The organism is Alkalihalobacterium sp. TH-98 (assembly GCF_057473385.1).
In genome coordinates, this window is record NZ_JBYCKM010000045.1 from 1 (window position 1) to 24720 (window position 24720).

Here is a 24720-nt window from a genome sequence, read left to right on the forward strand (position 1 = left end):
AATAGAGCCCGAGCTCCTGTAAAACCAGATGATACGGGAACTAAAGGGAGAGAATAGAGCCCGAGCTCCTGTAAAACCAGATGATACAGAAACTAAAGTGAGTGAACATAGCCTGCCCCCTGAAATAACCACATCATAAGGGAACGAATTCAGGTCAATACAGCCGTCCCCCGATATTTATAACTGCTAAAGCAATCCATTTAGCAAATGCACAACCCCCTAACCCCCAACCCCTAAGCCCCAAACTTTAAACATAACCATTCTAATTTTAAAAAAATAACAATAAACTAGTAACATCCTCCGGACTAAGGAAGGATCATAACGAACAATCGTCTATAAATCATCCTAATATGCTCGTAAAACCAATTTTTTAGCATTTTTTTTAAATTCTTTTCATAACGAGGAAGGTCTTGTCATACAGTTTAATGTACAGAGCATGAGCGTAACTGGGGGTAAACTTTTTTGAAACAAGGAGGAACGTCCATTGACACAAGATCATCCATCTAAACTGTCATTTTCCATTGAGGAATCGGTGTGGTTAAATAAAGGGCAAGAAGTTGCAGAGGTACTTTCAATGTCATTAGATCCCGAAATCCGCATTGAAGAAAAGAACGACCATGTAGTTATTAAAGGTGGTCTCCGCTTACTCGGAGAATACCGTCCTGTGCAAAATGAGGATGAAAACACAGAAGAGGGAGAAGTTGCTGCGTTTCGTTCATTTGAAGAAGTGACTTTAAATGATCAAAACATCGGTGAAATTAAACACTTCTTCCCTATTGATGTCACAATTCCGTTAAGCCGTATTCAAAACATTGATGATGTTTACGTACAAGTGGAGACATTCGATTACGATCTTCCAGAAAAAAGTTGTTTGCAACTAACAGCAGATGTGGCTATTAGCGGGATGAGTACTCAACAGCATGAAGTGAACCGACCATCCTATGCACCAGATCCATCATATTCAGACCTATCAGATTCATCATATTCAGAGCCGTCTTATTCAGAGGCAGCAGATGAAAGGGAGGAGCGAGCATCCTATTATTCGGAAGCAACGTCTAATGTGGAGTATCCGTCAATCCCACAAAATCCTTCATTCTCGGATGAATTACCTGAGATGGAGAAGCCACCATCGCTTCAGCCGTTTCCGTCATTTTCTTTTGAAGCGAGAAAGCAAGCCGCACCTGAGCCAAAAGCAGAAGCAGAAGAGCCTGTAGTAGAAGCAAAGGAACTCGTTCCAGCCATGGAAGAGCCTGAATTTGAACAACAATATGAAACTCCAAAATTTGAAGTAGAAGGCAGTGAGCCGATACAAAATCAAGAACCAGTGATACCAAAACATACTCCAGGATTGAACTTTGAAGCTCGTCCTGAAGTGATTGAGCCTGAAGAAGGAAATCCATTCGACAATCTCGTTCCGAACAACCAACGCTCTTCAGAACAAGCAGCTCATGTGAAGCAGGAGACAGTTGAGGAAGAAGAACGAGTGGAAGCGATAAACGAAATAGAACAAGAAGAACGGGAAAAATCGATTGAAGAAGTAGAACAAGAAGAAGCATTAGAAGCAGTACAAAAAGTAGAAGGACTTCAAGCCGCAGAAGCACCTGCTGGCCGTGAAGAAGAAGAAACAAAAATCAACTTTGCCCCGTTGAAAAAGTTATCCGAGAGGCCGCCGGCTGCAGTAGCAGAAGTAGAGGATGAAGCTTCCGTAGAAAATCAAGAGGAGCCGGCAGCAGAAGCTGTAAAAGCGCCAAAAACGAGAACGGATGAAAATGCACTTTACTTAACGAAAATGCTAGCAGACGGGGAAGAGCAGTTTTCAAAATTAAAAATGTGCATCATTCAAGAAAATGAGTCATTAGATACAATTGCAGAACGTTATGAACTTTCAACTAGTCAAATTATTCGTGTGAACCGACTAAATGAAGAGCGAGTAGAAGAAGGACAAATCTTGTACATCCCAGTAGGTTCTAAGCGTTAATATGTAAAAACGAGGAGGGTGACTCATTAGCAAAGTGCTAAGTACCTCACAAAGGATAGATAAGGAGAACATTGGAATTCTCTCTCGATATCTTTGTGATGGCATAGGTACTAATGAGTTGCCCTCCATCTATAAAAAAAGGAGAAAACAAGTATGGATATTCTCCCATTACTTAAAGAAAATTATCCGTTTGAAGTGAAATCTCAATTAGACGATGGAATTATTGATACGAGCCAAGGACGAAAAAGATATCGAATTTGGCATGACGAATCATTGTTAAACTGGCACCAGGAATGGCGTGAAAAATGCAGTCAACATCCATATCAATTGACCGATCGAATGTTGCAAACGAAAGATAAAAGAAAAGCCATTAAGGTAGAAGACGGTTGGTTAACCGTACACGATTATATTATTGATCCCTATCCAACTAAAGATTTTGAACAGAAGTGGGCTCATTTTATCGCTCGTATGATTGAATTTGGTACAACAACAAAAGATGATCGTATTCCAACAGCTAAACGAGAGTTTCCGTCTGCCTCAGAGTGGAAAGTATGGGTTTCCAAAACAACGTTGCTCGATGATAAAAAGCGAAACATTTTACAGTCGTGTATACAAGAGTCCATGCGTAGAAAACATAAGGCGCTAGAATTGAGGAAAAAAAATAAAGATAAAAGACTTCCTATAATGGACAAGGTCTCGTCTACTACTCAAGCAAAGAAGATTTATGAACTGTTTGTCTGGCAAGGTACTGCAGAAGCACCTGAGTACGGGTTTTTTAGCTTAACTCAATTTTTACAACAATGGGTCGCTGAAAATGGAGAGGAGTCGCTAGTTAAACTGTTAAATGAAATCGAAGAGCAGATCCCACTCCGACAGATGTATGGTAACGAACTGCTTGCAGAAGCATGGCTTCCATGGGAGTTAGTTCATGCAATGGAACTTTTTCAGCAAAGTGAAGAGAAGGAAGAGATCGAAATTCATTTTTCTACGTTCGAAAAAGAATGGAATGACCGCCGGCAACTCGTTTTGAGCCTACTCAATTGGCTAAAAGAAGATAGAAAGAAGGTGGCCACATGACCAATCGAGCTTTATTAGATCGTTATGCGCCTATCCTGTTTCATTACGACTTGTATCCTGAGCATATTGAGAGTTGGGGGAAAGTCCAACAAGTACAAACAAACCGCGGAATGTTTGCCTTGAAAGAAGCTCATATGAATCGTCAGCAAGGCGAACTTTTCGTTCAAGCGATGCGGAAATTAGATCGGTTAGGGTATCGTCAATTGATCCCTATATTGCCTACAAAGTATGGAGAATATGTCCTTTCAACAGATGATCGAACCTACTATTTAATGCCGTGGATAGAAGAGGAACCATATCAGGGACGTACGTCTAGAGAAGAAAAAATTATGGACCAACTCGGTATCATTCATCGACTAACTGCGAAAACGGATGATTATCCAAAAGAAACGATTGATGAAGCTTATCAATCATTATTAAGACGATGGGATATGCGTAGACTAGATTTAGAACGCTTTGCAGATCAAGCTGAAGGAAAAACGTATATTTCTCCCTTTCAATTATCTTATTTAACACACGTTCATCAAATGTTACTTATGGTCGAAGATGCTAAGCGCCATTTGAAAAATTGGTATGATATATGTGTTGAAAAAGGGAAGTATCGTACGGTTTTATGTCACGGTAAAGCATCAAGAAAGCATACGATTTTTAATGCGAACGGCGAGCCCATTTTATTTAACTTTGAACGTGCCTCAATGGATACACCTGCCCGTGATCTAGCATTATTTTGCCGGCAATCGTTTGGTTATAACCTTTGGGATGAAGAAGAGATGGTTCGTTGGTTTGGAACGTATGACCGAAACATCTCATTACTAGATGAGGAAAAAGAGTTGCTGTTTGGCTATTTATGCTTCCCAGAACCTGTACTATTTTCATTACAACTGTACTTGCAACAAAACCAAGATAAACCTGAAATCTATCATGTCCAAAGACTAGAGAAACGTTTTCATATGATGAGAAAAGTGCAAAGGTTAAAAGGATATTTAATAAAAAAAGAAGAACAAACACCGCAATTTGAACAACAATAAAAGGCTGTCCCAAAAGTGTCTAAGCTCCTTGCCTAGAGATATAAAGAAATCAAAAGTTAGTGTCTTTATATCAGTTAGGCTTAGGGGGCTTTACACAAACAAATGGGACAGCCTTTTATATGGAACCCTTTCCACTTTGGCACGTATCGTTAACCTTAAATAATTCCGGCGAAAAATAATCCATATAAAAGTGCCATTAAAGCTAGTAAGATGACATCAAAGGATGTTGGAAAAAGCAAGGTTCGAAAAAACTGAAAGCATAGAAGTGGAAACAGGATCTGTATTAGAGCTAAACGTAGTTTTACTAACCATAAAGGTGGTCGAAAACGCTTATATCGCTTTGGCATATCGAGGCTCCTTCCTAGAACAGTCTTTCTATATACATATGCATAGGCTGTATTCATGTGAAATCAAGAGCCCATGCATAAAAAAAGAAAAAATTGGCGATGCTTTTATTGACGAAAAAGTATCGAAAAAGGTAGAATAATATGCAGAACCCGATTTTTTGAACTTCCATATACATAAATGCTTAGATAGGGAAGAGTAGGTTCAGAACCCTTCAGAGAGAAAAATCAGTCGCTGAGAGATTTTTCAGGATGTATGAATTGAACGTCACCCTTGAGCAGCTCTTTTGAACGAGTTAAGTGAAAGTATTGTCCGCTTACAATGGAACAAGCGGAAAGAGACTTTATCATTTTTCTGCTAGTAGATCGAGTCGGCAGATGCCGTTACCTGAATGAAGTGTGTAAGCTTTTTTAGCTTGCAAACAAAGGTGGTACCGCGAATACAACTCTCTTCGTCCTTTGAGGTGGAGGGAGTTTTTTGATGTTTTACGGCACTTATCGTGTGTAATCACCGGTTAAGTTGCCTTGTAAAAAGCAGAAAAAGCAAGGCTTGAACCTATTTTTAATTAGAGGACAGCCAATTCTTTCTATACATATAAAGGAGGTCACAAAATGGAAAATCAAGAATTAACAATGCCAACGAAGTACAGCCCGCAAGATACTGAAGCAAAATGGTACCCATTTTGGGTCAATGGTAAGTTTTTTGAAGCTACAGGAGATGAAGCAAAGAAACCGTATACGATTGTCATTCCACCACCAAACGTAACAGGGAAGCTTCACTTAGGTCATGCTTGGGACACGACTTTACAAGATATTTTAATTCGTACGAAACGAATGCAAGGGTACGATGCGCTTTGGCTGCCTGGAATGGACCATGCCGGTATCGCCACCCAAGCAAAAGTAGAAGGTAAGCTTCGTGAAGAAGGACTGAGCCGTTACGATTTAGGTCGTGAAAAGTTCCTCGAAAAATCGTGGGAATGGAAAGAAGAGTATGCGTCACATATTCGCCAGCAATGGTCTAAGCTTGGACTAGCTCTAGATTACTCTCGTGAACGTTTTACGTTAGATGAAGGACTATCTAAAGCCGTTCGTGAAGTTTTTGTCCGCTTATATGAAAAAGGCTTAATCTACCGCGGAGAGTACATTATTAACTGGGACCCGCAAACAAAGACAGCCTTATCCGATATCGAAGTTATTTATAAAGACGTTCAAGGTGCGTTCTATCATATGAAATATCCGCTTGTTGATGGCAGCGGCTCTATTGAAGTAGCTACCACACGTCCAGAAACAATGCTTGGAGATACAGCGGTTGCGGTTCATCCAGAAGATGACCGTTATAAGCATTTAATTGGTAAGAAAGTAAAACTACCTATCGTTGGCCGTGAAATTGAAATTGTCGGTGATGATTACGTTGATATGGAATTTGGTTCAGGTGCCGTTAAAATTACACCTGCACATGACCCGAATGACTTTGAAATTGGAAATCGTCATAATTTAGAGCGTGTACTTGTTATGTCGGAAGACGGCAAGATGAATGAGAATGCAGATAAGTATCAAGGAATGGATCGTTTCGAGTGCCGTAAGCAAATCGTTAAAGATCTTCAAGATATGGGTGTGCTTTTCAAAATTGAGGAACATACACATTCGGTCGGTCATTCCGAGCGTAGCGGGGCTGTTGTTGAACCTTATCTTTCAACCCAATGGTTCGTTAAAATGGAGCCGCTAGCAGAAGCAGCCATTGAACTGCAAAAATCTGAAGGAAAAGTAAACTTTGTTCCAGAACGTTTTGAAAAAACATATCTTCACTGGATTGAGAACATCCGTGACTGGTGTATTTCTCGCCAATTATGGTGGGGACACCGTATTCCAGCGTGGTACCATAAGGAAACGGGTGAAGTGTATGTTGGACATGAAGCACCAGCAGATATTGAGAACTGGGAGCAAGATCAAGACGTATTAGATACGTGGTTCTCATCTGCCTTATGGCCGTTTTCAACAATGGGCTGGCCGGACACAGAAAGTGCAGACTTTAAACGTTACTATTCAACCGATGTACTCGTTACTGGATACGACATCATTTACTTCTGGGTAGCACGTATGATTTTCCAAGGTCTTGAATTTACCGATGAGCGTCCATTTAAAGATGTGCTGATCCATGGACTCGTTCGTGACTCACAAGGTCGTAAAATGAGTAAATCACTCGGTAACGGTGTTGACCCGATGGATGTGATCGACAAGTACGGTGCAGATGCGCTTCGTTTCTTCCTTGCAACAGGAAGCTCACCAGGAAATGACTTACGTTTCTATTGGGAGAAAGTAGAGTCTACGTGGAACTTTGCGAATAAAATTTGGAATGCGTCTCGATTTGCCTTAATGAACATGGACGGCTTGAAGTATGAGGAAATTGATCTTTCTGGAGAAAAATCGATTGCCGATCAGTGGATTTTAACAAGACTTCAAGAAACAATTGAGTCGGTTACCCGCTTAACAGAAGCGTATGAATTTGGAGAAGTTGGCCGAGTTCTTTATAACTTTATTTGGGACGATTTCTGTGACTGGTACATTGAAATGGCGAAGCTTCCACTTTACGGTGATAACGAAGAAGCGAAGAAAACGACACGTTCTGTTCTCGCTTATGTGTTAGATCAAACGCTTCGTTTATTACACCCGTTAATGCCGTTTATTACCGAGGAAATATGGCAGCATTTGCCGCATGATGGCGAATCCATTACAGTTGCTGCTTGGCCAGAAAAGCAAGAGCACTTAATGTTTGAAAATGCTGTAGCTGATTTCAACCTACTAAAAGACATCATTCGTTCGGTTCGTAATACCCGCTCAGAGTTAAATGTACCAATGAGTAAACAAATCGAGCTTCACATTAAAGCAAAAGATGCTCAAGTATTAGACCAATTAAATCGTGGCCTTCAGTATGTTGAGAAGTTCTGTAACCCAAGTGAATTAAAAATTGGAACAGACATACCGACACCTGAAAAGTCAATGTCTAACGTCATAACGGGTGTTGAGTTATACTTACCACTGGCTGGTCTGCTTGATCTTGATGCAGAAATTGCTCGTCTTGAAAAAGAACTGGAGAAGTACGACAAAGAAGTAGAACGCGTACAGAAAAAACTAAGCAATCAAGGCTTTATTGCAAAAGCACCAGAGAAAGTCATCGAAGAAGAAAAAGCGAAAGAAAAAGATTATATCGAAAAGCGTGAAGCCGTGAAAGCACGCATTACAGAGTTAAAAGGGTAAAACGAATATCCCAATACAAAAACACGAAGAAGACGAAAATCATTGCGATTTTCGTCTTCTTTTACATTATCCCGTTCTTTAATTTTCTAATACTTTCTGCTACTGCCGTAGGAACAAAAGGAATATCTCTCTTAAACATCCGCTAATACGTTCATCATATGTTGTAAGTATAGGCGGACGATATTGTAATCGGAATTGGCTGATAAGGTTCGTGAGCCAACGACGTCTTCAATTTCATTAAAGATGAACTGGCCTTCTTTATCGAAAAGAAAATCGATCCCAACCAGGCCAAGTTGTCCGTCAAACTGTGCAATAATTTTTTCCACTAATGCTTTTTCCTTATCATTTAACTCGTATAATTTAGCACTTCCTCCTAAGGAAAAATTCGCTTTGAAATCGGTTGAAGAATAGCGTAAGATCGCAGCGATGATCGTAGAACCAATCACAAAGACGCGAACATCTTTCCCAGGAACGTCGCCCATCTCTTGAATAATTAAGTCGTTAGAAGTGATGTTAGCTAACAACTTTTCCAATGCCTGTAGATTTTCAACAGCGTATACTTGCTGTCCACTTCTCCCTGAGACTTCTTTGACAACGACCGGATAAGAAAACGGAAGGTGGGTGGGCACAAATTCATTCTTTTTTACAAATAAAGTGTTCAACATCGGAATGCCGGCCCGCGTTAAAAACTGGTGCGTTCTTGCTTTATCGTTACAAAGCGTGGAAACGAACGAGTTATTAAAGACAGTAACACCTAGTGCTTCTAATTGTTGACTGAATAGTGGATCAATATTTCGCATGATTGCAAAATCCGGTAGTTGAAGTTCATTTTGATGGTGGTGAATAAAGAGTTGCTGACCCATGACGCCATAAAGGAGTTCCTCTTTGAAGTAAAACGATAAATCGATGCCTAATAAGTTAGCTTCTTCCAACATCCAATCGATATATGCTTGATTTTTGTCAGCATCTTCTCGGTTATAAATGAGCCATCCTGTTCGTTTTTTTTTCATATAACCTCTCCTGATCTATTTCTTTGAATATCAATAAGTGTTTAAATAGTAGTATATTGAACTGTCTTGTTTCATCATAAAGGAAAAGACATTATTTTGCATACTTTTTTCAAAGGAGCTTTTTCCATGCTTTCTTACCATAAAGCAAATGAATTAATCGAACAAACAAAGGAAAACAAAATTTATTTCGGAATTGAAAGAATGCAAGTCTTACTTGAAAAGCTAGGGAACCCGCATGAGAAGACAAGAAGTATTCACCTTGCCGGTACGAATGGAAAAGGGTCAACCTTAACCTACTTACGATCTATTTTAAATGAGGCTGGGTATCGAGTCGGTACATTTACATCACCCTATCTATTTCAACGAAACGATCAAATTCAACTAGACGGAAAGCCGATTTCACAAGAAGATTTTGTACAGTTAGTGGAACAAATACTCCCGGTTATCGAGGAGTTAGAACGATCTGATTACGGTGCACCTGTTGAATTTGAAGTGATGACAGCACTCGCTTTTCTATATTTTGCTCAAGTGGAGAATATGGATTTTATAATTATTGAAACAGGATTAGGAGGCCGGTTAGATCCGACGAATGTTCTTACACCACTAGTCGCGATTATCACGAATATTGGCTTGGATCATATTGAATTTCTTGGAAATGACCTGCTGCAAATCGCAAATGAAAAAGCAGGAATTATTAAACCATCGATCCCTTTAGTTTCAGGATGTACGCAGCAAGAAGTCGTTTCACTGCTCCAGAAAACGGCAGCAGAACAACAATCATCATTACACCAATTAGGAAGTCAATTTGAGGTACACCATTCAAACGATAGGTTTACTTATACATCTGAACAACATACCTACACCGACTTACAGCTTACAATGCTCGGTACCCATCAACAAACCAATGCTGCACTAGCGATTCGAACGATTGAACTACTAGAAGCCTTTCACGATGTTGATGTGAGAGAAGAGGCAGTAAGGGCGGGTCTACAACAAGCAAAAATTAACAACCGAATTGAAGTCGTGCAAACTGAACCAATGGTTATCATGGACGGCGGTCATAATCAAGAGGGGATCAAAGCCCTTGTTGAAACATTACTAAATACATTTCAAGATAAAAAATTCATTGTCCTATTTTCAGCAATGATCGATAAAGATGTAGAAGAAATGATCCAATCGTTGCAGCAACTCACCCATACGATTATTGTAACAACGTTCCCTCATCCGCGTTCTATTCAGCGAGATGAGATCTATCGTGTACTTGACCATCATGCAATACAATTTGAAGAGGATTACAAGACCGCCTTCGACCAATTAAGAGGTGACCTAGCAAAGGACGAGATTTTAGTCGTCACAGGCTCACTTAATTTTCTTTCGTATGTAAGGCAAGCTTGAGAAATCGGGGGATAAATTAGATAATTAAATTAAAGAAATGCCTCAGCTAAAAGAGTGATCTTTGTGCAGGGGCTTTTCTATTTGACGTGATTTGAAGATATAATATAGATACTGTTACAAAGGAAGAAAGGGGCGTATCAGGGATGAAAACATTTGAAGAAATAGTGGATTTTATTCAAAGCCGTAATGTCATTCAACTAGGTTTAGAGAATATGGAAGGGTTTCTAGCAGAGATCGGAAACCCTCATCGAAGGTTAAAAATTATTCATATTGCGGGTACGAACGGGAAAGGATCGACGTTAAATTTTATTCGAGAGATGTTACTAGAAGCTGGTTACGATGTCGGTGCGTTTACAACGCCTGCGGTACTCAGCTATGAAGAGCAAATCTCTATTAATAAAGAACCGATTACAAAAGAGGACTTTGTCAGCGTCTTTGATCACTTAACACCAGCACGCGAACGATTTGAAGCGAATGGACAAGCGATGTTGACCGAATTCGAAAGCTTAACGGCCATGATGTTTTACTATTTCGCAGAAGTCCGTCCAGTCGATTTTGTGCTTTTAGAAACAGGTATGGGAGGGCGTCTCGATGCAACAAATGTCTCGATGCCGCTAGTAACTGCGATCACAAATATTGGTATGGATCACATGCATTTACTAGGAGAAACGAAAGAAGAGATTGCACGGGAAAAAGCAGGAATCATTAAAGCGGGCGTACCACTCATCACGACGGAATGTGAAGACAACATCTTAGCTATTTTTAAACATCAAACGAAGCAAAAGCGCTCAAAACTTTATATGTTAGCCAATGACTTTTTCATCGGAGACACAGCTTCAACAAGTGGTTTACAGACATTCACCTTTACATCACCATTTCGTAAAATAGACGCACTAGAACTGACGATGCTTGGGAAACATCAAATCAAAAATGCGTCGCTTGCCTTAATGGTTATTGATTATTTAAAAACGTATCAAGCGCTTCTCATTACAGAAGAAGAAATTCGAAGGGCTCTAAAGAAGGCGGCGTGGATCGGACGCTTCGAAAAAATCAGTGAAACACCTCTTGTTTACATCGATGGTGCTCACAATGAGGAAGGTATAGCAGCGCTAGCAACCGTTTTACGTGAACAGTTTGCAGATAAGAACATTAAGGTGTTATTTGCGGCCACCAAAGAAAAAAACGTTGAAAAGATGCTCACCCCTCTATATGACGTAATAGACGAAGTTAATTTTACTAGTTTTGATTTTCCACGGGCAGCAACAGCTACTGATTTATATGACAATTGCAGTTTTAAAGATAAAACGAAGGTCAGTGACTGGCAGCATTTTATTCAAACGAAACTTCCGTTGCTAGAAGATCAGGACTTATTACTTATAACTGGATCTTTATATTTTATTTCACAAGCAAGATTACATTTGATAGAGCAAAGGAAAGTAAATTTGTAGTAAAAAATAACCATTAATTATATTGACACTACCATTAAATTAGGAATTTTTACACTATTGTAGTAATATAATAAAGAGAGATCGAAATTTCAGAAAATAATTCATAGAGGGGGGAAGGGTTGTGTCGGGTACGGTAAAAGCATCATTGTGGACAATTTGGTTTATTATGACTGTTTTTTTCATCACTGCTTTTGATCAACATGCTTTCTCTCAAATTGCTGGAAATGAAAAAGAAATCCTCTCTCTATTCGTTTTAGCTGCAATCGCTGCAGTTTTTCCCATTCATTATCGAGGGTATTCATTCGTCTTATTTCAATGGGTATCTCTTGCTAGTTTTCTTTTATATGGTCTCTTAATTGAAATCATCGTGACCCAATTTGCACTATTATTTTCCCTTCTTTTAATGAGAATAAATCGTGAAAGCTTGTATCGAATTCCACTGAATTCCATTATGTTCTATATAACGTCTCTTTCTGCCGCGGGGATGTATTACTTCGCCGTTGGATTACCGCTTCCAAATGCGTTAGTTTTTTTTGTTCCGTTAGCAGCGTATGTATGTACATTTCTGTTCGTTAACCATGTATTAATCTACCTCATTCGAAATCATCTGGCGAAAGTCAAAACAAAGTTCTTTGATAGAGGAACGATATGGGAACTGGCGACTGCAGCACTCGTCTTGCCGATGAGTGTAATTCTTGTCATGATGTACCAAGAAATTGGGTACGGGGCGTCTGGAATCGTTGCAGTTGCTTTTATAGGAATTTCCATTATGTTAAAAGTCTATCGCAGAAGTGAACTAATGAATGACCAACTCAAAAAAGTAAATGAACTAGGCATTGAATTAAGCAGTACGTGGGAAGTAAAAGAGACTGCTCACTTATTTATCAATAAAATAAAAGACTTATTTCCAAGTGATTATATTTACTTATACACAATTGAAAATACGAAGCTGCAACTACTAGAAGCCTATCAAAAAGACCCCACTGCTCTTTTTTCAACGGGAAAGACAATTGATTCAGTAACTGAAAAAGTGTACCGCAGAAAAAGAGCCGTTGTCTTTCAAAATAGGAGCCAATGGCCGACACCAGAGCGTCTTTGGTTAAAAACAGCTCATTCCGTAATGGTCGTCCCAATTATTCAACATCGTGAGTTGAAAGGCATCATCACGATCGCTGTTAATCAAAAAAGTGCCTATAAAAAGCAAAATGTCACGTTAATGGAAATCCTCGCAAACTTCGTCGGTGTCGCGATTGATAACGCCCGTCATTACGAAGCAACGAAAAAAGAAAGTGAACGTTGCCCGCTGACAAGTCTTTATAATTATCGTTCGTTTGAGCGACTATTAATTGAAAACTATGAACAAAGCGTCATTCAGAACGATAAAGTAGCGGTCATTCTACTAGACTTAGATCATTTTAAGTCTGTTAATGATACGTATGGCCATCAAGCCGGTAATGACGTACTTTGTCAAATCGCAAGGCTGATGGAAGAGACAATAGGGGAAAACGGAATTGTCGCTCGCTATGGCGGCGAAGAATTTGTCATTCTATTAACAAACACTAATTCAACTGCCGCATACATGAAAGCGGAAGAATTACGTCTGCGCATTGCCCAACACCAGTTCCTTATTCATAACGACCTCAACGAAGGAGAAATGAAAACGATTCAGATCACGGCGAGTATCGGTGTGGCAACTAGCGATGATGAAGAGTCCAATCCGGTATCACTTGTCCGCCAAGCAGACCGTGCGATGTATACAGGAGCGAAACAAAAAGGCAGAAACCGCGTGGCGGTGTATGGGGATCGATCTGAAGTACAAGTAGCAGTGGAAACGTTAGAAGATACGTTGACGAGGTAACGACACAGTTTATCTTCTAATAAAAATTACTATTGTCACTTTTGTGACTAAAGTAGTAAATTTGATATAAATTCCATAAAAAAATTTACCGAAAAGTATTTTCATTTAGGAGAATCTTGCTATAATCAGAGTTGCAAGGATGAAGCAAACAGACTAGTAAATTAAAGGGAATTACACTTCTCTAATGATCTTAGTAGTAGGACTTGTTATAATAGGTTTGAAACATAAGAGATTAGAGTATTTATTACTAGAATTGTTCAATATATTGAAATTAAAGGCGCGATGAAATACGACTTGTATGTGGGCACCTAAGTCGTACGGAGCTAGTGGTGCAACCGACTTTTACATATGACATCTCGGAGGAGGTCTAGTAAAGGTTATTTTTTTGCACTTAATTTGTCATTTTATGACAAATTAAGGTAAAAAAGTTAGCGAACAAAGTCAAAAGCATCATTATTAGGTCAAGTCTAGCAACAAGAAATTAGGTACGGTTTTGAGAGCGGACAAGCTCAAAAAATAAATTAACTATGAGAAAAAAGGGAGAGATATTTAAATGAAGGCACTTATTCAAAAACGTCTTAAAAATCAAAAAGGTTTAACACTTATTGAGTTACTAGTTGTAATTGTTATTTTAGGGATTATTGCGGCGATTGCTATTCCGATGTTAGGGCAGAATAGTGATAAAGCACGTCAAGCAACAAATGAACAGAATGTAAAGATTATTAATGATGATTTGCAAAGATACAAAGTAGAGACAGGTGATTATCCAACTGGGGAAACTGTTGCTGCAAGACTAGGTGAATTAAATATTAATCCGCTGCCTACAATTGAAACTTTTGGAGCTTGTGATGCTACAGCTGCAGCTTTCTCTATTGAAGGTAACGCTACTACAAGTACTGTAAAAATCGGAGCAGCATGTTTACCTAGTGGGTCTCAATACGCACGTTAATAAGGATTACTAGCTGTCGCTATAATTGATAGCGACAGCTTTTTAAATAATTTAATACTTGCATTAGAAAATTTTAACTCTATTTATTAAATAAAGAAGGGATGTTATGTATTATTTCTGATGAGGAGAGATTTAATTGATATTATTAGATATTTACTTTTTATTACTTGCGTTATTACTCGGCTCCTTCTTAAACGTAGTAGCCATCCGTCTACTTAACAAAGAATCCATAGCATTCCCACCTTCTCATTGTCCAAATTGCAAGCATAAACTTACTGTACTTGATCTAGTTCCTGTATTCAGTTACTTATTCTTAAAAGGAAAATGCCGTTACTGTCAAACAAAAATTTCTCCTTTATATCCATTTGGAGAATTATTAACAGCAACATCGATTTTTATTGTTTATAAATTTGTTGGTCTTCAACTAGAGTTAATTCCTGCACTCATTTTAACTATTTTACTTGTTATTTCAGTCTTAACCGATATTCGCAAACAACTTATTTTAGATGTGGTGACGTTACCAATGCTTGGTTTATTAATCATTAGTCGCTTATTTATTGGGACGGAACCGTTTTGGTACTATTTACTTGGTGGGGTTGTTGGTTTTGCATTGTTACTACTGATTGCTATCGTCAGCCGTGGTGGTATGGGTGGTGGTGATGTAAAGCTTTATGCGGCGATCGGTGTTGCATTAGGTCCGTGGATGACCGTTATGAGTCTCGTATTAGCATCATTTGTAGGTACGATTGTCGGCATTACGCTCTTGGTGCTTGGCATCGTGAAGCGTAAACAACCGATTGCGTTTGGGCCGTTTATTTTTATTGGGACGCTGTTAGCTTACTTATTTGGTTATGACATATGGAATTGGTATTTGAACTTATTATGGTAAGGTGTGAGGTTATGAAGGATCAAAGAGGAATTACATTAATCGAGTTACTTGTAACTATTACCCTTTTGGGGATTGTTGTCATTCCTATTCTCACATTAATGACAGGGACTTTTACGAATACCGTATCTCAAGGAAAAGAAAGTCAAATTCAGTATTCTGCTCAAGAAGTGGTGGAAACAGCTAGAATTAGTACTTATCCTGAGGGATTAGAGAATAGAACGATATATGGAACTTGTTCAGCGAATTCCGGATGTTCACCAATAGATATTACAAGCACAGTGGAACCAGAACTAACGGATTTAGAAGTCATGTATCAAATACATTTTAGTAATCTAGTAAATGTTACATCTGACCCACAAGTAAATGAAAGAGCTATTGATAATTTTTATGAAGTAAAAGTTACTTTAAAATCAAGAGAACCAAACAGTCAAGAAGCTACAATCGTAACGGTGGTGAAGAAACAATAATGAAAAACCAACGTGGAGTTACTTTAGTAGAATTACTTGTTACGATTACAATTATGGGGATAATATCGGTTCCTGTGTTTTTATTAGTGAATACGACAATGAAAGTTCATCAAGAAACAAGTATAGACAATCAGTTACAACATGAAGCGAGGTTTATTTCCCAGTATATGAGTGAAAACCTTCGCGATGGTGCACAGTTTTATTTTACATTAGACGATTGGGAATTAAGGAACGATGGTGAGACCCTTATTCGCTACAATAACTCATTAAATCAAGTTTATCTAAAAGATAGTGATCATATTTTGACCAGTCATGTTGAAGATTTTACAGTAACACCTGATCCTGTTGAAAATCCAGTGAAATACAATGTTTCTTTATTATTAAAAAAACGAGATCGAACGTTTCAATTGCAAACGACCGTTTATCATGATCCGATTACACGTTTTCTAAGATGAGGTGTTGGCGAGTGGATGAATTTAAAGCTATAAAAAATGAACAGGGTGCTGCCCTCATATTAACATTATTTATTATCGTGTTTGTTTCAATCGTAGGAGCGGCATTATTAAATACAACTCTTTATGGTAAAAAAATGAATGTGACCACAATAGCGGAGCAGGAAGAGTTTTATAAATTAGAAGCGGGCTTAGATTTAATGATGCGTGAAATGGAAACATTTTGGGTCGAGGATGGGCTACTCATGTATCATGATGGTGAAAATATTCTTTTTCCAGTAAAAGACGAGGATGATAAGGATATCCCAATTATAAAAAGTGGGCCCTACTATTATATAGAAATGGATCGACCAGATCAGATAACATTTGAAATTGACGGTCGGGGTGTTCGAGTGTCGATAACTGATGTTAAATCTATTGATACATCAGAACATAAGAAGTTTAGTTACAATTTAGTGGCAGAATATGTAGGTGGAGAAGGCAAATTTGAAAGATCACTAGAATTGATAGCGAGTGTTCCTGATCAGGATGAATTTATTGTAATACCACCACTACCACCAGGGCAAGAGGAACCACCTAAACCTCCCAAATTTCCTGGTAATGCTGGTGACAGTGTTTTATTTACAAGTAGTAGAGATGTTCATCAAAATCAAACTGAATGGAAAAAGATAGTCAAACCAGCTATTACAAATTTACAAAGTTTTATTAACTATTATGGATTAGACGTTTCCTTAGCAAAAGATAACTGGAATGGTTACCCCATACAAGATGTAAATAAAATAAGATATTATAACCAAATTAATGCAAGTGGTAATGCTGTAGGAATCGCCATTCAAGAAGGTTATTTAACTTATGCAAATTCGGTTTCGATTACTGGATGTGGTTCTGATGGTAAAGTAACAGTTAGCGGTGTATTAATAACCCAGATAATGACAGTAGGTGGGAATTGTACTTACTATTTAGGTGGAGGTATTATTGCAAATGAATTTAAAGTATCTTCAAATGCATCTACGGTAATTGTAATGGAAGATGGTGGATTTCAAGATGATGGCGGCGGAGGTGGTTACGAACCAACACCACCAAGTGTAATTCCTCCCATTACAAGCGATGACTATCATTGGGGAGGAAACAATCCTCCAGACATTATTAATATGAAGACGGATCGAAAGTAGAGATAAATTTAATCTTTGAGGTGACCCTATGTTTTTCATCAACAAATACTCAGGCATCGATTTTCGTGAGAAGAAAGTGACGTTTGCGACGATCAAGATGGACAAGGAGCTGCCTGTCTTGCAGCAAGTCTATGAAACGACATTAACAGATACGGTTATTGCCGGTGGAAAAGTGCAAGAAAAGGGCTTGCTTGAAACGGCACTTTCGACATACTTACAGCAACATAAAGAAGCTTCAAAACATGCGCATTTAGCGATCCCGACACAGCATTCGTTAATTCGTAAAGTTAATACACTACCAGATGTAGGCGAGCCTGAATTAGCGAAGTTGCTGCAGTTTCAGATTGGTGAAACGATCCACCTTCCATTTGAAGATCCGATTTATGATTTTGTTAAAATTGGTTCAATCCAACCTGAACAAAAGAAAGAAAATTCATCAGACGAAGATGACTTTACTTTAGAAGAATTAACAGAAAGTGTGGAGAAGGAGCTGCAAGGACCGCGTAGTGAGATTTTATTTTTTGCAACGTCACGTGAACTTTCGGAAGGTTTGCTAGAAAGCTGTGAAGAGGCAGGCTTTAAACCGTTAAAGGCGGAGTTAAGAGCGTTAGCCCTTCAACGTCTATTACTTCACACGCATCCAAACTGGCTGAATGGTACTGAAATGATTATTGATGCGTCTAGTGGAACTGTAGATATTCATATTTTCAAAGACGGATTAATTGTTTTTTCACGTACGATGGAGTTAAACCGTAGTAGTGAATTAACGGTAGATTTGAGTCCAGCAGACGACGTTCTTTCTTTTGATGCAGAAGAAATACCTTTACAGGAAGAAGTGGCTGCGACGACAGAAATCACAAAAGACGTAAAAATGGAATCGTATGTTGAAGATTTACTCAATGAAATTCAAAAAGCACAAAACTTCTACCGCTATTCTTTAGGAGAACGAGATAGTGAGTTTGATCGAATGATTGTTACGGGGGAAAAAACGCAGCACATTTTTTCAAGATTAGTTGAACGACTCCCGAACGAAGTGGTTCAAATTGATTATAGTTCTATTGTCGATATTGGATTTATGCAACATGACTTGCTAGATCGGTGCAGCGTTGCGATCGGACTGGCGATGCGGGGCAATGAAAAAAGAGAGAAGAAAAAGAAGTAAATGACTACTTACGTTTCAAAAGGATTGGAGCGATACCTGTGAATATTAGCATTGATTTGTTACCTCAACGAGTAAAAGCAAAAGAAAGAGGAGGCGTTCCCGTCATTCCAGTTGCGGGCGCTTGTGCGGTTATTGTAGCCGCTAGCTTTCTAACTTTTATGTATGTTGATACGAATAGCTCCGTTCAATCGTTAGAACAGGAAGTTGCGACTCAAACGGAAGTCCGAAACGCTGCTGAACAAGAGTTTCTTACGAAAACAACGGGAATGACGGAATACAACTATATTGACTATTATACGAACATGAATACTTTACTAGATACGATCTACAAAGATACGATCGATCTAAAAGAACGTGTCTACATGTTGCTGCCTGATCGAGCGGAAGTAAATTCTTATTCATTTTTAAACAATGGTGATCTTTCGATGCAAATCACGTTCCATTCAAAAGGCGATGCTGCGATTTATTTAAATCGGCTATTACAGGCAGAGTTAGTGACGAGTGCTGAAGTACAAACGATTTCAACTTCAAATGAAGATTTACTGTATCAAACTCAATTTACATTAAAGCTCGATACGATAGTAGGTGAAGAATCGTGACTGAATGGTTGAATAACAATAAAAATCCGATCTTATACAGTGTTCTTATTTTCTTTTTATTATTAGCAGTATTTTATATGTATTTCGTTCGACCTTTACAGGTAGAGGAACGTAGTCAACAAGAGGAACTCCAGCGTATTCAAACGGACATCGCTCACTACCAAACACAGATTAGTAAACTAACGGCTCAATCTTTAACACCACTTCAGAAAAAAGCACTCCTTGATCGTGTACCAATGCGCCCTAATGTGGAACAAGTGATTGCGGACCTTGAGAGAACTGAACTAGATACAGGTGCTGTGATTGATAGTGTATCGATCAGTATTCATCCAAGTGAACGAAGTGAGGCACAGGAAAATGAAGGACAAGACGTACAATCCTGGAGAAACATTTTAGACGAGGACTTATATTCTCTTCTTGAAACACAAGTGGCTGATGTAAATGCACTTCATGTCTCCTCTATTGAAATGTCTATTAGTATGAACGGAAAAGAAGCGGATGTACATTCTTTCATTGAAGAAGTTGAAAAGTTAAAACGCATCATTCATGTACAGAGCTATGATTATTCTTTAGACAGTGAAACTGAACGATTACAAGCGTCGGCAACACTCCGTGCTTTTTATTGTGAAGACTTTTTAGAGTTTATTGAAGATGCCGGAGACTTTAAGTTAGATTATAATTTTGATCCCAATAAATTAAACCGATATATAGAAGTAACACCTGAAATTAGCAGTGGAAGTGAAGGTCCATATGAGACAGGAACAAATGGTGAAAATTCTCCTGCTGCATCACCAGACACACCAACATCAAATATAGAAGCTAAGCCTATTGATCAATCAAAACGTTACTTGGAGCCAGCAGCAGGTGAACAAGAAGCGAATCTAGTATTTTACGTTGTTCAAACCGGCGGATACAATACGGAAGCGACGTTATTTGAACAAGTAACTAACTTACGAAATGCCGGCATGTACCCAAGAGAAATTGAGAGAGAAAGCCAAGCCAATGAAACTAGATTTGTTGTTTATACAGGGGTGGCTCATGACAAATCTTCAGCTGATCAGCTAGCTAATTACTTGAAGTCTGTAAATAAAGATTTTCATTCGTGGGTCGATCAAGTTCCTTTTAACGCGAAAGGAAATACGGCATTAGCAAAAGATGCACAGGATGTGGTTTCAGCTGTGTCTCCTGTTATTACAAAAGGGTTGACGGAAACTAATTATCAAATTTCATCGGAACAAATGGAATGGATTGCTGCTAAAATTCGTGTCTATGAACTAAGAGCGAGAGAAGTGATGACGAATAGCTCGGATATGAATTGGAAGGTACAATTAGAAAATACATTGATTTATACCAAACAACTTGAAACGGCATTAAAGAACTATCAAAGTCATAACCAACGATCTCACTTGTGGCAGGCGCAAGGAGCACTGCTCGATTTCATGCTTACCTTGAATGGGTATGTTAGTTTTACAGAAAAGTGATTACAGCCTAATAGCTAGTTTGATAGAAAAGGAGCTATAAAGATGGCCATACAAAAACGCAGACGGTTAGGAGATTTGCTCGTTGAAGCAGGTGTCATCACGGAAGATCAACTGATGGAAGCACTTCACGAACAAAAGTCAACGAACAATCGCTTAGGAGATCAGCTCGTCCAAATGAACTTTGTTGACGAACAACAAATTATAGAGGTCCTTGAGTTTCAGCTTGGTATTCCTCATATCAATTTATATAAACAAAAAATTGACCCGAAGATTATTGGGATAATTAATGAAGAATTAGCACGTCGCTATCAACTGCTTCCGGTTAAACGTACAGGGGATCGTCTGATGATTGCGATGGCAGATCCGCTTGATTACTTTGCCATTGATGATATTCGGTTAAGTACGGGGTTTGAAATCGAGCCAGCGATAGCGAAAAAAGAAGAGCTGCGTTTAGCGATTAATCGTTACTATGGAATGCAAAAATCGATTGATCAAATGTTAAAAGATATCAATACGAATGATGATGAAGAAGCGCTGATTGAGGCTCAACAGTCTGATGATTCACCGGTTGCCAAAATGATGAATCAGTTAATTAGCCAAGCAACCCAAGTCGGTGCCAGTGATATTCATATTGATCCGCTAGAAACAGAAACCGTCATTCGTTTCCGTGTCGATGGGGTTCTTCGCCCTGAACGAACGATCCCTAAAAACATGCACAACGTTCTTGTATCAAGGGTCAAGATCTTATCGCATTTAAATATTGCTGAAAAGCGTTTACCGCAAGATGGACGGTTTAAAATGGATGTTGATCTCCGCAGAATAGACTTGCGTGTTTCGTGTTTACCTACCATTTTTGGTGAAAAGGTGGTCATGCGTCTTCTAGATACAGGTAATGTTTTATTAGGAATTGACCGACTAGGTTTTTCTGAAAGAAATGAAGCAAATTTCCGAAAGATGCTCAAACAAGCTTATGGGATTATGCTTGTTACTGGTCCTACTGGAAGCGGTAAGTCGACGACCTTGTATTCGGCATTATCCAACATAAATTCAGAAGGTGTTAACATTATTACGGTTGAAGATCCTGTAGAGTACCAGTTAAAAGGAATTAACCAAGTCCAAGTGAATTCAAGTATCGGTATGACGTTTGCCACCGGTCTTCGTTCGATCTTGCGACAAGATCCAGACATTATCATGGTCGGTGAGGTTCGTGACTCCGAAACAGCTGAAATTGCTTTGCGATCAGCGATGACTGGACATTTAGTTTTAACCACTTTGCATACAAACGATGCCGTTAGTGCGATTAGCCGTTTAATCGATATGGGAGTTGAACCGTTCCTTGTGTCTTCATCACTTACCGGTATTGTTGCTCAACGATTGGTTCGCCGCGTATGTCCTTCGTGTGCAGTTCCATACGAATTAACCGATAAAGAACGAGAACTGTTCACTTCAAGAGGAATTGAAACAACAAAGATCGTAAAAGGCGAAGGTTGCGCTACGTGTAATAGTACGGGTTACAAAGGACGAATGGCAATTCATGAAACCGTCATGATTGATGATTACTTGAGAGAAATGATTACGAAAAAAGCTTCTGATTCTGAGTATCGTCATTACGTAGAGCAAAAAGGTTTTGTGGCGATGTTTGAAGATGGTCTCATGAAAGTAGCTAAAGGATTAACGACATTGGATGAAATCTATAGAGTAACCGTTGGAGAGTAGGGTGATTGGTCTTGGATATGAATAAACTATTATATTTTGCCTTTCAACATGAAGCATCTGATTTACACATTACCGTCGATACGACACCGATTGTGCGAATAAACGGTAAGCTAAAAAAAGTAGGCTCACAAGTTTTAACAAATGAGATGACCCTTGACTTAGCCAGGCAAATTACAACTCCAAGTCAGTTTGAAAAATTTGAACAAACGAATGAATTAGATTTCTCATATGCATTAGAAGATGCGTGTCGTTTCCGTGTCAATTTATTTAAGCAAATGGGAGCCATTGGTATCGTTTGTCGTGTCATTCATAGTAAAGTCCCTACGATAAGTGATTTAAATCTACCAGAAGTCGTTAAGTATTTTGCCAAACAAACACAAGGTTTACTACTCGTTACAGGTCCAACAGGTAGCGGAAAGTCAACAACGCTTGCAGCGATCATAGATTATATTAATGAACATATGAGTAAGCATATCCTAACACTCGAAGATCCGATTGAGTATTTACATCATCATAAAAAGAGTATCGTCAACCAACGTGAAATTGGACAAGACAGTCAATCTTTTTCGATTGGTTTGCGTGCAGCTTTAAGACAAGATCCTGACGTCATTTTAGTTGGTGAGATGCGTGATTTAGATACGATCCAAACAGCGATTACAGCTGCAGAAACGGGCCACCTCGTTTTAGGTACTCTTCATACGACAACAGCTTCTCAAACGGTTCACCGAATTATTGACGTGTTTCCAGGGGAACAGCATCAGCAAATAAGAATGCAATTAGCGAGTACGCTGTCTGGGGTTATTTCACAACGTTTAATGCCAACAGCCGATGAAACAGGACGAGTTGCAGCATTAGAAATATTAGTAAGTAATCCAGCAGTTGCGAACTTGATCCGTTCAGATAAAATTCATCAAATCTTAACGATCTTGGAAACGAGTAAAAGCAGTGGCATGCAGACGATTAATATGGCAGTTACCGACCTAGTTCATAAAGGGGTAGTGACTCGTGCTGTCGCTGATGAATTTGTTCCTGGATGGGACCGACATGAGTAAAAATCTTGTATGAAAGGGAGAACATTATGCTCTTTCTCTATAAAGCAATTGATTCAAAAACGGGAAAAGAAGTAAAAGGAAAACTATACGCCCCGACACAAGAAGTAGCCGTTAAGGAATTGAAAGGTCAAGGGCTTTATATTGCAGAACTTTCAAAACGTAAGGAAACGGTTTGGAATAAAGATTTAAATGAGTTAAACATCGTCATTGGGAAGCCTGTTAAAAATCGTGACTTCGTAGTTTTTTGCCGGCAGTTAGCTACCTTATTAAAGGCAGGTACACCGATCACCGAGTCAATTCGCATTTTATCTGAACAAGTCTCATCAAAGATTTTTCAAAAAGCACTTGATGATGTTTATAATGATATTCGTTCAGGAACATCCTTTTCTGAAGCTTGCTCCGACTTTCCAAAGATCTTTGATAAAATCTTTGTCAATATGGTTCGTGCTGGGGAAACGAGTGGGGACTTAGAAAATGTCATGGATCGTTTAGCAACCTTCTATGAAAAAGAACATCGTGTAAAAGAAAAAGTAAAGTCAGCGATGATGTATCCGATTGCGGTATCGATTATTGCCGTAGTCGTTGTTATCATCCTATTAACAAATGTATTACCAAGCCTTCTAAACAATTTAACGAGCATGGGTGGAGAAATCCCAGTGCCTACTCAAATCGTCATGAGTATTTCTGATTTCCTGATTTACAGATGGTATATAGTTCTATTATTTGTTGCTTTATTTGTGCTTATTTTTATTGCGATCTATCGAAATCCTAAAGGGCATTTTATGCTAGATTATATGAAACTGAAAATTCCAGTCTTCGGCTTATTATTTCAAAAAACAATTATCGCCAGAGTTACGCGAACAATGGCTTCGCTATTTTCCAGCTCAGTTCCTGTTTTGCAAACCTTAACGATGAGTGCGGAAATTGCGAACAATGATGTTGTAGCAAAAGTACTTAATGAATCAAAAGAGTCTCTTAGAGCAGGGGAAAGCTTATCAGACCCATTAGATAAAAGCTGGGTTTTTCCCAAGATTGTAAGTCATATGATTAAAGTCGGTGAAGAAACAGGTCAGTTAGATACGATGCTAGAAAAGGTTGCCGATTTTTATGAAGAAGATGTAGAACAAATGGCTTCACGTATGAGTGCGATTATCGAACCGTTAATGATCGTCATCCTTGGGGTGATAGTAGGAACAATCGTGCTTGCTGCTATGTTGCCGATGTTTTCTATTTATAACAACTTTGGTTAATATCGAATCAGCAACCAGAACAAGACTTACTCCTAAGTTTTGTTCTTTTTTTATTGTCTAGAGTCGTGCTTTGAATGATTTCAAATTCTTCTCTATTAAATTTCTACTTTTAGTTCTATCTACTAATCCAAATTAATA

At 38.7% G+C, this 24720-nt stretch carries 19 protein-coding genes, 1 riboswitch and 1 other annotated feature; of the genes, 18 read left to right on the top strand and 1 reads right to left on the bottom strand.

Annotated features, from left to right (window positions below; all coding sequences use genetic code 11):
• Window positions 1–484 precede the first annotated feature (484 nt).
• The 4 genes from spoVID (at window position 485) to AC2VNP_RS15695 (ending at window position 7682) form a co-directional block, all read left to right on the top strand.
• Window positions 485–1978, top strand: coding sequence for a stage VI sporulation protein D (spoVID, locus tag AC2VNP_RS15680; protein WP_486918230.1), 1494 nt, complete (start codon window positions 485–487; stop codon window positions 1976–1978).
• A 153-nt stretch (window positions 1979–2131) separates the two neighbouring features.
• A complete protein-coding gene (locus AC2VNP_RS15685; RefSeq protein WP_486918231.1) occupies window positions 2132–3055 on the top strand; it encodes a hypothetical protein in 924 nt (307 codons plus the stop codon).
• Window positions 3052–4083, top strand: coding sequence for a spore coat protein YsxE (gene ysxE / locus AC2VNP_RS15690; protein WP_486918232.1), 1032 nt, complete (start codon window positions 3052–3054; stop codon window positions 4081–4083). Before AC2VNP_RS15685 ends, ysxE begins: the two co-directional genes overlap by 4 nt.
• A gap of 521 nt (window positions 4084–4604) precedes the next feature.
• Window positions 4605–4890: a binding site (T-box leader), on the top strand.
• 149 nt (window positions 4891–5039) lie between these two features.
• Window positions 5040–7682: a valine--tRNA ligase gene (locus tag AC2VNP_RS15695; protein WP_486918233.1), complete on the top strand. Its 2643-nt coding sequence runs from the start codon at window positions 5040–5042 to the stop codon at window positions 7680–7682.
• Between the two features lie 131 nt (window positions 7683–7813).
• Here AC2VNP_RS15695 and AC2VNP_RS15700 read toward each other — a convergent pair whose 3' ends face one another.
• Window positions 7814–8692, bottom strand: a complete 879-nt coding sequence (locus AC2VNP_RS15700) for an ATP-grasp domain-containing protein (RefSeq protein ID WP_486918234.1) — start codon at window positions 8690–8692, stop codon at window positions 7814–7816.
• Window positions 8693–8818: 126 nt separating this feature from the next.
• Here AC2VNP_RS15700 and AC2VNP_RS15705 point away from each other — a divergent pair, with 126 nt between their 5' ends.
• From AC2VNP_RS15705 to AC2VNP_RS15770, 14 genes are all read left to right on the top strand, one after another.
• Window positions 8819–10087, top strand: coding sequence for a bifunctional folylpolyglutamate synthase/dihydrofolate synthase (locus AC2VNP_RS15705; RefSeq protein ID WP_486918235.1), 1269 nt, complete (start codon window positions 8819–8821; stop codon window positions 10085–10087).
• A 143-nt stretch (window positions 10088–10230) separates the two neighbouring features.
• Window positions 10231–11535, top strand: coding sequence for a bifunctional folylpolyglutamate synthase/dihydrofolate synthase (locus AC2VNP_RS15710; protein WP_486918236.1), 1305 nt, complete (start codon window positions 10231–10233; stop codon window positions 11533–11535).
• A gap of 121 nt (window positions 11536–11656) precedes the next feature.
• Window positions 11657–13393 (top strand): sensor domain-containing diguanylate cyclase, encoded by a 1737-nt coding sequence (locus AC2VNP_RS15715; RefSeq protein WP_486918237.1) that lies wholly within the window; start codon window positions 11657–11659, stop codon window positions 13391–13393.
• A 266-nt stretch (window positions 13394–13659) separates the two neighbouring features.
• Window positions 13660–13743, top strand: a riboswitch (cyclic di-GMP riboswitch).
• Between the two features lie 203 nt (window positions 13744–13946).
• The gene (locus AC2VNP_RS15720; protein ID WP_486918238.1) at window positions 13947–14342 is read left to right on the top strand and encodes a type II secretion system protein; all 396 of its coding nucleotides are present in this window, start codon (window positions 13947–13949) and stop codon (window positions 14340–14342) included.
• Window positions 14343–14478: 136 nt separating this feature from the next.
• Window positions 14479–15231 carry a prepilin peptidase gene (locus tag AC2VNP_RS15725; RefSeq protein ID WP_486918239.1) on the top strand — a complete coding sequence of 251 codons (753 nt, stop codon included), beginning with the start codon at window positions 14479–14481 and terminating at the stop codon, window positions 15229–15231.
• 11 nt (window positions 15232–15242) lie between these two features.
• Window positions 15243–15698, top strand: coding sequence for a type IV pilus modification PilV family protein (locus AC2VNP_RS15730; RefSeq protein ID WP_486918240.1), 456 nt, complete (start codon window positions 15243–15245; stop codon window positions 15696–15698).
• A complete protein-coding gene (locus tag AC2VNP_RS15735) occupies window positions 15698–16153 on the top strand; it encodes a PilW family protein (RefSeq protein WP_486918241.1) in 456 nt (151 codons plus the stop codon). Before AC2VNP_RS15730 ends, AC2VNP_RS15735 begins: the two co-directional genes overlap by 1 nt.
• An 11-nt stretch (window positions 16154–16164) precedes the next feature.
• Complete coding sequence (locus AC2VNP_RS15740; RefSeq protein WP_486918242.1) at window positions 16165–17322, top strand: pilus assembly PilX N-terminal domain-containing protein; 1158 nt, start codon at window positions 16165–16167, stop codon at window positions 17320–17322.
• 28 nt (window positions 17323–17350) lie between these two features.
• The gene (gene pilM, locus AC2VNP_RS15745; protein WP_486918243.1) at window positions 17351–18484 is read left to right on the top strand and encodes a type IV pilus biogenesis protein PilM; all 1134 of its coding nucleotides are present in this window, start codon (window positions 17351–17353) and stop codon (window positions 18482–18484) included.
• 38 nt (window positions 18485–18522) lie between these two features.
• Window positions 18523–19083 carry a hypothetical protein gene (locus AC2VNP_RS15750; protein ID WP_486918244.1) on the top strand — a complete coding sequence of 187 codons (561 nt, stop codon included), beginning with the start codon at window positions 18523–18525 and terminating at the stop codon, window positions 19081–19083.
• Entirely contained in the window at window positions 19080–20564 is a 1485-nt protein-coding gene (locus AC2VNP_RS15755; protein WP_486918245.1) for a hypothetical protein, read from the top strand. The genes AC2VNP_RS15750 and AC2VNP_RS15755 overlap by 4 nt, the downstream gene beginning before the upstream one ends.
• A 42-nt stretch (window positions 20565–20606) precedes the next feature.
• Window positions 20607–22280 (top strand): GspE/PulE family protein, encoded by a 1674-nt coding sequence (locus AC2VNP_RS15760; RefSeq protein WP_486918246.1) that lies wholly within the window; start codon window positions 20607–20609, stop codon window positions 22278–22280.
• 17 nt (window positions 22281–22297) lie between these two features.
• Window positions 22298–23332, top strand: a complete 1035-nt coding sequence (locus AC2VNP_RS15765) for a type IV pilus twitching motility protein PilT (protein ID WP_486918870.1) — start codon at window positions 22298–22300, stop codon at window positions 23330–23332.
• Window positions 23333–23358: 26 nt separating this feature from the next.
• Window positions 23359–24582: a type II secretion system F family protein gene (locus tag AC2VNP_RS15770; RefSeq protein ID WP_486918247.1), complete on the top strand. Its 1224-nt coding sequence runs from the start codon at window positions 23359–23361 to the stop codon at window positions 24580–24582.
• The last annotated feature ends 138 nt before the right edge of the window (window positions 24583–24720 follow it).